Annotated in this window: 11 protein-coding genes; 10 read left to right on the top strand and 1 reads right to left on the bottom strand. The window is 39.3% G+C overall.

All coding sequences use genetic code 11. The annotated features are described in order from the left end of the window. The 6 genes from HMPREF9469_RS32640 to buk all read left to right on the top strand — a co-directional run. Window positions 1-181 (top strand): holo-ACP synthase (locus HMPREF9469_RS32640; RefSeq protein WP_007863164.1); only part of this gene is annotated, 181 nt, incomplete at its 5' end. Window positions 182-520: 339 nt separating this feature from the next. Further along, window positions 521-1,630 carry a hypothetical protein gene (locus HMPREF9469_RS14550; protein WP_007863163.1) on the top strand — a complete coding sequence of 370 codons (1,110 nt, stop codon included), beginning with the start codon at window positions 521-523 and terminating at the stop codon, window positions 1,628-1,630. A 484-nt stretch (window positions 1,631-2,114) separates the two neighbouring features. Beyond that, window positions 2,115-2,348, top strand: coding sequence for a hypothetical protein (locus tag HMPREF9469_RS14545; RefSeq protein ID WP_007863156.1), 234 nt, complete (start codon window positions 2,115-2,117; stop codon window positions 2,346-2,348). Window positions 2,349-2,360: 12 nt separating this feature from the next. Continuing rightward, the gene (locus tag HMPREF9469_RS14540) at window positions 2,361-4,166 is read left to right on the top strand and encodes a CocE/NonD family hydrolase (RefSeq protein ID WP_007863152.1); all 1,806 of its coding nucleotides are present in this window, start codon (window positions 2,361-2,363) and stop codon (window positions 4,164-4,166) included. Window positions 4,167-4,169: 3 nt separating this feature from the next. After that, on the top strand, window positions 4,170-5,171 hold the full coding sequence (locus tag HMPREF9469_RS14535; protein WP_007863151.1) for a phosphate acyltransferase: 1,002 nt from the start codon (window positions 4,170-4,172) through the stop codon (window positions 5,169-5,171). Next, entirely contained in the window at window positions 5,152-6,249 is a 1,098-nt protein-coding gene (gene buk, locus HMPREF9469_RS14530) for a butyrate kinase (protein WP_007863150.1), read from the top strand. The genes HMPREF9469_RS14535 and buk overlap by 20 nt, the downstream gene beginning before the upstream one ends. Before the next feature lie 5 nt (window positions 6,250-6,254). Here buk and HMPREF9469_RS14525 read toward each other — a convergent pair whose 3' ends face one another. Further along, window positions 6,255-7,712, bottom strand: a complete 1,458-nt coding sequence (locus tag HMPREF9469_RS14525; RefSeq protein WP_007863149.1) for a PucR family transcriptional regulator — start codon at window positions 7,710-7,712, stop codon at window positions 6,255-6,257. Window positions 7,713-7,929: 217 nt separating this feature from the next. Between HMPREF9469_RS14525 and HMPREF9469_RS14520 the strand changes: the two genes are divergently transcribed. From HMPREF9469_RS14520 to HMPREF9469_RS14505, 4 genes are all read left to right on the top strand, one after another. Further along, window positions 7,930-8,901: an NAD(P)H-dependent flavin oxidoreductase gene (locus tag HMPREF9469_RS14520; RefSeq protein WP_007863148.1), complete on the top strand. Its 972-nt coding sequence runs from the start codon at window positions 7,930-7,932 to the stop codon at window positions 8,899-8,901. A 19-nt stretch (window positions 8,902-8,920) separates the two neighbouring features. Next, the gene (locus HMPREF9469_RS14515; RefSeq protein ID WP_007863147.1) at window positions 8,921-9,637 is read left to right on the top strand and encodes an EthD domain-containing protein; all 717 of its coding nucleotides are present in this window, start codon (window positions 8,921-8,923) and stop codon (window positions 9,635-9,637) included. A 93-nt stretch (window positions 9,638-9,730) separates the two neighbouring features. After that, complete coding sequence (locus HMPREF9469_RS14510; protein ID WP_007863146.1) at window positions 9,731-10,288, top strand: TetR/AcrR family transcriptional regulator; 558 nt, start codon at window positions 9,731-9,733, stop codon at window positions 10,286-10,288. 6 nt (window positions 10,289-10,294) lie between these two features. Beyond that, window positions 10,295-10,660, top strand: coding sequence for a holo-ACP synthase (locus HMPREF9469_RS14505; RefSeq protein WP_007863145.1), 366 nt, complete (start codon window positions 10,295-10,297; stop codon window positions 10,658-10,660). Window positions 10,661-10,693: the final 33 nt, after the last annotated feature.

Genomic DNA, 10,693 nt, shown 5'->3' with positions numbered 1-10,693 from the left:
TACATTTGAGGGTATACGAAGCTTTCAAGAGATAGAAATCTTGACAGACTCAAATGGTATTCTATTTGTTTCTCTGTATGGAAGAATAAAAGAGATCGCAGATAAAAACGGCATATCGCAGATTCTTTTGTCCGTGTCTTATGAGAGAAGGACTATTGTGTCAATGGCATTTGCGGAATAGAAGATTCGACTGAAATGTAATACAGAGAAGCATGAATATGGTAACCTGAATTAACCCTTGTAATGCATTGTAAGCCGTTGTGTTGGCTTTTAGCTTATCGCACGGCTAACCCACAGAAAACTGGGCAATACGGCCGCTTCTGTTATTTAAGTCCATCGAAACCAGACATTAGCAGTGATGAAAATGATGCAATGTCAAAACAATTATGTGCAGCCGGAAATAATGTCGATTATAATAAGCATTTGTCCCAATAAAAAAATAGATAATGCATAAAAAAAATGATATAATAAAGTCCATATATTGATTATCCCATATTCAAGAGAAGAGAGGTGAGCGACAATGAATAAAACATATATCATGCTAAAAGATATCCCTGTATTAGAGATAGAAGATTACAGATGCAAAATACTGAATTATGAGTTACTCCCCGTATCGCTGCGTTATCCGGATGTAAACTACGATGATGTCATGCACGGATGGACGGAAAACCGCACCATGAATATTGGCAGGACCAATGCAAAAAAACTGTTGGCTGGTTTTCGTATCAGCCAGAGTAATCCATATATGATAGCCAGGTTATTTCATTTTACTTCCCTTTCTGACTGTTACTGGATGAAAGACGTGGAAGAAACATATACATGGGAACAGGTAAGCCTGTTTGAAAATCCATTGGAGAAAGCAGTAACATCAACAGCTCTTCTTGGTGCTAACCGGACATTCCATACACTTGCACAGAGGATTCATACACCGGAGTTCACTGCTCAGGGGATGGCGGCCAAAGCCTGGATCAGGGAAACGGACGGACTTTATCTGTATAAAGTAGGGAAAAAGGAATTGCCGGCCAGCAGGATATTAGATGCGCTTAATATCCCCCATGTAAGCTATGTCGAGGCAGAAAAGAGCAGGCTGGAGGAGATAGCAGATCAAGATTATATAGATAAAATATATAAGAGCGGGGAAAAAATAGTAAAATGCCGTATTATCTCGTCCGAAGAAATCGCCCTTGTACCATGGGAAGACTTTCAGGTATATTGCAGTTATCACGATAAAAATGAATATGATATGGTAAAAGGGATGGATGCTGCTAATTATTATAAAATGCAAATAGCAGATTATGTACTTGGCAATGAAGATCGCCACGGTGCCAATTTTGGATTTTTCATGAATAATAAGAGTGGGCAGCTTATGGGCTTGTATCCGCTGATGGACCATGACCATGCTTTTTCGGAAGACAAGGATATTCCGTCCCAGACTTCAGAACAGGATGAGTTATTGCAGCAGGCAGCGTATGAGGCCATTAACCATGTAGAGGTATCATTTGATCATGTTTTGGGGATGAAAAAGCCAGAAGACTTAGATGATAAGCAGTGGAAGGCGGTATTGTGGCGATGCAGGGAACTGCATCAAAAAATGGGGATGGAACATCAGGGAGTGATTGAGATTCATTAGAAGATTATATGATTGGCATTTATTCCGCCGCAGCAACACATTAAGCTGCGGCAGTTTAGATGCCGGTTGTGGTATTTGAGAGGATATGATGAAAAAGACCACAGGATGTGGTGGTTCCTGAAGGAAAGTTGAGTGGAATCACGGCCTGGAAATGGGTGTTTTTCAGGGCGTGAGAAATAGATGCCTTGGCCCTGGGAGATGAATGCTCCCGGGGCCTTTTTTGGTATTTAAAATACAATAAGCAATAGATTAATATGTATGTAGATATGATGATACTATAGTTAATCAAATAAAAAAGACAGGCGTAAATATTGATAGTCCGAAGTAAAGAGGGGCTATCATTTTTTTTATCATGTCAAATTCTTACAAATAATGAAAAAGTGTAAGTTCCTTTTAAACAATGTCTCACTATCTGTACAGTACGAATATGAGCTTGATTTTATAATTGTAATATAAAAAACAAGTGATTCAGGAGGTAAATGAAATGAGTGTATCAGAAAAGGTTTTTGAAATTGTATCAAAATCATTTGGCATGAAGGCAAGTGATTTAACTGAAAGTACAAATCTGCTGGAAGATCTGAATGCAAAATCTACCAATTATTTTCCTATTATGAATGAACTGGAGGAGGAGTATGATTTGGAATTACAGTATCAGACATTTAGGAGCGGATGCAGAACGATTAAGGAAATTATTTCAATGGTTGAGGAAAGCATATAAGGGAGACGTGGTATGGATTATCAGGAGAAGGAATTAATGGAAGATAATGAAAATGCAAAGAGTGAAGCTGACATGGCTGAATTTTCAAAAGCTAAAAACGAGAATATGTTTGAGGAGTACTATCAGAAACGGGAATATGGTGGAACTGTATATAACCTAAGATTACATATGCAGCCTGTATCTGCTGGATTTAGGACCGACTACTACGCACCATTTATGCAGGAGACAACGTATGCAGATGGAATCCGGTATGACAGGGATGTGGAAGTCCCTATCTCAAACAACAGAAAAGTTTACATAGATGTGTACAGGCCGGAACACAATCTTGAAAAGCTTCCTGTTATTTTAATGTGGACCCCCTATGGAAAAAGACATTGGCATGGAAAGACGGAAACACCGGGCCTGCATCAGGCGATGGGGGTACCTAAGGGAACCATATCGGACAGGGCCGCCTTTGAAGGAGCAGACCCGGGATATTGGTGCCAACAGGGATATTGTGTTGTTAATGTGGACGCACCGGGGACGGGATTCTCAACTGGGGATAATAATTTCATGTTTGTAAAGGAGGGAGGAGAAGACGGAAAGGAAGTAATTGACTGGATCGGAGAGCAGTCTTGGTGTAATGGCAACGTGGGTATGGCAGGAAATTCAGGACTGGCAATGAGCCAATGGGTTATCGCGGCTGCAAAACCAAACCATCTCAAATGCATTGCTCCCTGGGAAGGCTCCAGTGATCTTTATAGAGAAAATGTATGCGTAGGAGGTATTCCTTCTCCAGCGTTTAGTGAATTAATCTGGTATGACTTCAGAGGCCCCGGATTACAGCCTGATCCCAGCTATATGATTCAAAAAAACGATTTATTTAATGAGTATTGGCAAAATCATGCGGTGGATTTGGAAAAGATAAGGATTCCGGTCTATGTCTGTGCCGGCTATTCTCATTTCCATTTAAGAGGGTCCATGGAAGGATATAGAAGGATTAAGTCACATAAAAAGTGGCTTAGAATGCATCGTGACTTTGAATGGCCGGATTTTAACAAGCCAGAAAATATTCAAGATCTAAAGCTGTTTTTTGACCGTTTTCTGAAAAATATCAATAATGGATGGGAAATGACACCAAAAGTAAGGATTGAGGTTATGGACGCATACGATTATGATTTCAGAAAAAATCGCCCGGAAAGCGATTTTCCTATTCCCAGGACAGAATATACAAAGTTTTACTTAAACGCGGAGAATATGTCCATGAACTTAATACCATCTGAAACTGAATCTTCAGTTTCCTATCATTCCGAATCAGAGGAAGTAAACTTTGAATTTGAGGTAACTGAAGAGATGGAACTAAGCGGAAACTTTGTATTACGGATATGGGTAAGCAGCGAGAAAGATGACGCAGATTTATTTGTATTTGTACAAAAGACAAATAAATTGGGTGAACTGATTCCCACAACTGTATTTGGGGTAGCTGACCCTGGAGCTAAAGGCCAGTTAAGAGCATCTATGCGGTCATTAGATGAGGAAACGTCATTGCCCTATCTGCCTCAATATAGATTTACAAAACATGAATGGCTTACCCCTGGAGAGCCGGTTGCACTGGATATTGAAATATGGCCCTATGCGAGGATCTGGCATAAAGGTGAGAGAGTCCGGGTGTGTATTGCAGGAAGACCGATCCGGGATGAGTCATGGTTTTTACCTACATCAGTGAATACTATTAACCAAGGAAGACATACCATTCATACCGGAGGAATGTATGACAGCTATTTGCTTGCACCGGTTATTCCGCCAAAATATAAATCAGGAGATTATGAGGTGCGTTAAATCATGGATATGATCAAACAGTTAGAGAAGAAACTTAAATGGAAGCAAAGAAAAGTGATTTTTGTGGAATGCCTTGACAATCGTATTTTGGAGGCGTGCAGGTATCTTGTTGATAATGAGATCTGTAAACCGATACTGCTTGGCAAACCCGAAGAAATCATAGAGAATGCGGACAATTTGAAGATTGATATTGAGGGGATATCAGTATTTAATTCTGAAAATATGGAATTGAGAGAATACTATGCAAAGCAATATAATAATATGAATCCGGATTTTTCGGAAAGGCGGCTGATTAAAAAAATGAATCATCCATTGTTTTATGCAGCAATTCTGGTCAAGGTCGAATATGCAGACTGCCTTGCAGCAGGTGTACTTTATTCCACGGGTGATGTCATTCTTGCGGCTCAACAGTTTATCGGGATTCAGAATCACATAAATACAATATCCTCCATTGGATATCAGATGATAGAGTTGGGGGACGAGCGGTGTATAGGTGTGTCAGACTGTGCGGTAAGTACCAATCCTACTGCAGAAGAACTAGCAGATATCGCTATTACATCAGCACAGAGCTATCAGAATGCCATAGGACAGACTGCAAAAGTTGCGATGATATCCTACTCTACTCAGGGAAGTGGGGAAGGCGAGTCTGTTGACAAAGTAAGACAATCTATTGAAATAGCTCATCAGAAGGTCCCCGATCTTCTAATAGAAGGAGAATATCAGATTGATTCGGCATTGTTACCGGATATCGCAGCAAGGAAAGTGAAGGGAAACCATCAGGTCGCAGGCCAAGCTAATGTATTGATTTTTCCAAATCTGGATGCAGGGAATATAGCAGTAAAATGTATGCAGATTTTTGGCAGGAAACAGGCATTTGGTCCCATCCTTCAAGGATTTCAACGACCTGTTACCGATTTTTCCAGAGCAGCCAAGACAAAGGATGTGATAGGTAATATTATATTATGCATGTTACAAGGAGAAGAGTATGAAGATATTGGCGATTAATCCTGGTTCCACTTCGACAAAGATAGCGGTATTTGATAATAAAAGGGAGATGTTCCGAAAAGTCTTAACTCATACTCCGGAGGACCTTGCGTTATTTTCAAATAATAACGAGCAGATACCTTATAGAAAACAGATGATTCTAGATGCGCTTTGCGAAAACAGCCTGAGTATACAGGATATAGATGTATTTTCAACAAGGGGAGGCGGACAGTGTTCTCATATTGGTGGGACCTATAAGGTCAATGAATTAATGGTAAAAGAAGCTCATGACGAGAAATATGCATCCCATCCCGCATTGTTGGGATGCCAGATAGCATATCAGTTTTGCCAGGAGACAGGGAAGTCAGCTTTTATGGTAAACAGTCCGGCTACAGATGAAATGAAACAGGTTGCACGAATAACGGGAATGAAGGGCGTCTACCGTATTTGTTATTGCCATGCGCTGAACCAGAAGGAAGTAGCACACAGATACGCCGCATCAATTGGTCAAGATTATACAGACCTGAATCTGATTGTCTGCCACATTGGTGGAGGAGTAAGCGTAACAGCTCATGAAAATGGCAGAATGATTGATACGAATGATATACTAAATGGAGACGGTCCTATGGCTCCTAACCGTGTTGGCAGTATCCCGGCTGTTAATATTATTAATTTATGCTATCAAGTGAATAGCAGGGAAAAAGTAATGAAATATGTCAGGAGCCAGGGCGGGTTATATGATCATTTACAGACCTTTGATGCTCGGGAAATTGTCTGCCGGATTAAAAATGGGGATGTATATGCCAAAAATATTTATGATGCCATGGTTTATCAGATATCAAAATATATTGGCAGCATGTATACAGCGCTGCACTGTCATGTGGATGCAATTATATTAACCGGAGGTATTGCACATGATACATATTTGACGGAAGGAATTAAAAACTATATTGGCGGTCTTGCCCCAATTGTGATTATGGCCGGAGAATTTGAGATGGAGGCACTTGCCAATGGCGCATATGAAGCAGTAACCAGACAGTCATTCTATGAATATAGCGGCATACCAGTTTGGAATGAATCCTTGCTGTATAAACGTTAACTGATTTATCTGGAGTTCAGAATATATGATAGCCATAGATGAAAGCGCATACTTGAATTGTCCAGATCGATATTAATCAGCTCCTGGATTTTTGAAAGACGCCTAAGAAACGTATTACGATGAATATTAAGTGTCTGGGCTGTTTTAGTCTGATTTCGTTCTTCCTGCAGATAGACCTGCAAGGTATGATAATAATCCGTGCCATGTCTGGTATCATATGTGTGAAGCTGGTTCAGGGCCTCGTGTGATATGTCGCAGGAAATAGATGTGCGCAGAAGCTCATAGACATATGGTTCGAGATAGTCCTCGCAATAGTTCAGTGTTTTGGAGGTCTGATGTCCATATTTTAACGCAATCTTTGTCTGCTCATAACTCCCGCGTAGATGTGTAATATCATAAAATATGCAGCTTAACCCGATACACATATTAAATGCGCGGAGATATGTCTGCAACTGTGCAAACAGATCTGTTGAAGATACGTTTTTCAGGTTGCATATAACTAACACAGACTGTTCGAATATAAAACTGTATGAAGATGGAAGAAATGTGCAAATAATATTACATACATACCGAATATTTACTGATTCAGTTTGGCAGGGTGATAATTTGCATAATATCTTAGGATCACTTTTTTGCCATCCAATAGCGTTCATGTATAGAGCAACGGAATCCGTTGAAAGATTGTCTGCATTTAAGATTTTTTTAAATATCATCGACTTTGAGCTTAGTGTATCCTGCCACTGATCTGTCTGCTGATTTGCTGCCAGGAATTCTCCCAGAAAATTCAAAAGCTGTATTTTGCCTTTTGTGATAGGAATTTTAGTTTCCCATAGCATCAGCCATCCGATATGTTCCCGGTTTGTATTAATATTTTTATATAAAATTGGAAAACGAAGTTCCTTGAGTTGCCTGAAGAATGGAACGGAGCAGTGTTCTGTCCCGGCAACAACCTGCTCATTGATGATTTTTTGCATGTCAATTTTTAAAAAGTCATTTTCAACCAGTTGCCGGTATAAATCCCTTTCCCACTCAAAATGCGGCTCATCTAAGGTATGGAACAGGATACGACCGCCAGAATCTGCAAGAATAAGAGGGTTTTGGAATATGCTTTTGGCTGCATTGATAACATCTGCAAATTTTCCGTTATTGGTAATAGCCTGGCTCAAATTATTTTCCCATGAAGTGTAATAATCGAATGCATTCATAATTTCATTGTAAATGCATTCGATGCTATCCATATGGATTAAAATAGAGTCATCACCGTTAAGACAAAGTATTCCTTGATCAAAAGCAGGATCGTATTTATTTGCATGACAAAGCAGGATCGAGGACGAAGGAAGGGCCTTCCTTGTGTCTTGCGTCAAGGCGCGGATATTGCTTAAAACGCATTTTCCACATTTGATATTATATTCAAAATCATACTGTTTTAACCAATCAACTAAAATCCACATACTGATATTCATATTAATGTTCTCCTTGGTGATGCAATATGCACATCATGGTTCTTTAAAATATCGCTAAGTTGCAACAAAGTATAAATTGTGTAAAACCCATTTTTCGCTTATTATACAATAAAATGACTGATGAATCAAGATACATATCGAGGTGTGCAAAATGCATCTATATGTTGAAATGATTGTCAGTATCATTAAAAAAACAATGTGAAAGGAGATAAAGAGAGTGAGTAAAAATCAGTTATGTAAAGTGCTTGGTATCAAAAAGCCGGTTATTCAGGGGCCCATGGCATGGGTTTCAACGGCTCCGTTGGCAGCAGCCGTTTCTGAAGCAGGGGGTTTAGGTGTTTTGGGAGTTGGGTTTGCTCCGATTGACGTTATGATTTCGCAAATTGAAGATACAAAAAAGCTGACGAACCAACCTTTTGGCATTAATGTGGTCATGATTCCGGAGATGCTGGATGCGGTTACGGAGGTAGCATTAAAAGAAAAGCCACCGGTTATATATGCGGATACAGTGCTTGGGCTGGATGTAAATTTATGTAAGAAATATTTTGGAATATGGCATAATGGCGGTATGAAGATTATTGTAAAAGCCAGTACTTTGGATGATGCCGTTATTGCAGAAGCAGGCGGGGCGGATGTGGTAATTGTCAAAGGATGGGAGGGTGGAGGCCACGTGACATTTGAAGCTACCACGGTTCTCGTTCCTCAAGCAGCAGATCGGTTATCAATACCAGTTGTGGCTAGTGGCGGAATTGCTGATGGACGGGGCATGGCAGCGGCCGTAGCGCTGGGAGCGGATGGATTTGAAATGGGGACAGTCTTCCTTGCGTGCAGTGAGGGGACCATTCCAGAAGCAGCTAAGCAGGCGGTTGTAAATGCAAAGGATATGGAAAACGTAATTACGGGCTTATCCACAGGCGAACCATGCCGCCAGATTAAAAATAAACTGTCAGATGAATTACTTCAGATTGAGAGAACTTATCTGGCTGCAGAAGCAGCTGAAAAGATGAAAGATGTAGCGGAAGGATCGCTCAAGAAAGCAATGCTGGAAGGGGATGTAGAGAACGGGGCAGTCATGGCAGGTCAGATTGCGCCTTTGGTAACATCCATAAGGCCGGTGGCAGAGATTATTGATACCGCTTTAGAAGAATGCAGGCAAGTTCTGCAAAATATGACTCAGTTTAATTTTTAAAATGGAGGGTATAACGATTATGATCAAACAGATGGCTATCGCAAAAAGAAAACCGGATATGACACGCAATGAATACTTTCATTATATTGAACACGTACACGGAGTGTTATCCAGAAAATATAATCCGGGAACCTTGGTAAAGTACACACAGAATCATATATACGATGGAGCATATGGTTATACTCCAGATAAAACATTTAAAATTAATACGGGCTATGACTCAATTACGGAGCTTTACTTTGAGGATTTGCCAGCGATGGGGCAGTGTTTTTCTGATCCGGATATTATTAAGTACATAGCTGCTGATGGAGAGAATTTTTGCGATGAATCCGTAACCGTTCTTATGATTGTTCAGGAAGAAGAAGCAGAGATTGAAAAAAGAAGAGAGGGGGGAATAAAGGTTGTATATTATCTGAAAAAAGAAGAAGGAATTGCTGACGATATATTTTATCGAAAGTGGGATCAGGCGAATGAGGAAATTCTGCCCGGTATTTCTGGAATCTGCAGATATATTAAAAATCTTCCAATGGCAGGTGTCCAGGATAACTCTGAACATTTTCATAATGAGGCTAAAATCAAATACGAAGGAAGCGCATCTATCTGGGTTGATCAGATAGAAACATTCAGGTTATATCAAAGAGAAATGGAAAAGAGATGTAAAGGTTTCTTTAATCCATCGTATAGTTTCTTTGTCTGCTGCGATGAAGTTTACATTGTTCGTCCAGAGAAAGAATAGCTGGTTACTGCTTGTACAGAATAAGACGGGGATGTTAAATGATGGACTATAATTTGACATCCCTGTAGACGCTCTAAAAGCAAAGGAGTGAACATGCTTCTAAATGCTACAGAAAAGAAACTAACAAATATGTTTTTAGATCTATATTCCCAAAATGAATTATATAAAATAAAAGTTAAGGATATTTGTGAAAAAGCGCAGTTATCGAGAGTAACATTTTATACGTATTTTGAGGATATAGAAAGACTGTTATCATTTATAGAAGAAACAACATTATCAGATGTCAGGGAGATATTCAAGGAATGGGAATATATTGATATTGCTCTGGTCAGAAAAGGTACAATTCCCATGTTTAAGAATGTCTATACATATGTACTGAAAAACAGAGCAGTATATAAAGCGTTGTTTGGGAATTATGGGAGACATGAATTTATATTAAGCTATAACAATCATATAAAAGAATCTATATATCGAATTTTGGAAAAACAAAATAAAAATGAAAAAAAAATTGAATTTGTGTCAGAGGCATGTCAGGGATGTATTACACAGACATCAATTTGTTGGATAGAGAATAATTTTAACTATTCGGTGGAAGAAATTTCCTATCTATGTTCCGGATGTATTATGGCACTCATCAATACATGGAGTTGATTTGGCATGAAGGGTATAGGAATTGATATTCTTGAAACTGGAAGAGTAGAGCCAATGGTAGATAGTCAAATGCGGGGATTCATAAGACAGTTTACAGAAAAGGAAATTGAAGAAGTTCTGAAACAGGAAAATCAGTATATTGCTTTTGCTAAGAGGTTTTCATTAAAGGAAGCAGTATACAAAAGTTTACATACATTTGAGGGTATACGAAGCTTTCAAGAGATAGAAATCTTGACAGACTCAAATGGTATTCTATTTGTTTCTCTGTATGGAAGAATAAAAGAGATCGCAGATAAAAACGGCATATCGCAGATTCTTTTGTCCGTGTCTTATGAGAGAAGGACTATTGTGTCAATGGCATTTGCGGAATAGAAGATTCGACTGAAATGTAATACAGAGAAGCAT

The organism is [Clostridium] citroniae WAL-17108 (genome assembly GCF_000233455.1).
Taxonomy (GTDB): domain Bacteria; phylum Bacillota; class Clostridia; order Lachnospirales; family Lachnospiraceae; genus Enterocloster; species Enterocloster citroniae.
This window is presented reverse-complemented; position numbering and strand designations above follow the sequence as displayed.

Coding starts and splice junctions, on each gene's coding strand:
- HMPREF9469_RS14545 (WP_007863156.1), top strand. CDS start 2,115: ATGAGTGTATCAGAAAAGGTTTTTGAAATTGTATCAAAATCATTTGGC.
- HMPREF9469_RS14505 (WP_007863145.1), top strand. CDS start 10,295: ATGAAGGGTATAGGAATTGATATTCTTGAAACTGGAAGAGTAGAGCCA.
- HMPREF9469_RS14550 (WP_007863163.1), top strand. CDS start 521: ATGAATAAAACATATATCATGCTAAAAGATATCCCTGTATTAGAGATA.
- HMPREF9469_RS14535 (WP_007863151.1), top strand. CDS start 4,170: ATGGATATGATCAAACAGTTAGAGAAGAAACTTAAATGGAAGCAAAGA.
- HMPREF9469_RS14515 (WP_007863147.1), top strand. CDS start 8,921: ATGATCAAACAGATGGCTATCGCAAAAAGAAAACCGGATATGACACGC.
- buk (WP_007863150.1), top strand. CDS start 5,152: ATGAAGATATTGGCGATTAATCCTGGTTCCACTTCGACAAAGATAGCG.
- HMPREF9469_RS14525 (WP_007863149.1), bottom strand. CDS start 7,712: ATGAATATCAGTATGTGGATTTTAGTTGATTGGTTAAAACAGTATGAT.
- HMPREF9469_RS14510 (WP_007863146.1), top strand. CDS start 9,731: ATGCTTCTAAATGCTACAGAAAAGAAACTAACAAATATGTTTTTAGAT.
- HMPREF9469_RS14540 (WP_007863152.1), top strand. CDS start 2,361: ATGGATTATCAGGAGAAGGAATTAATGGAAGATAATGAAAATGCAAAG.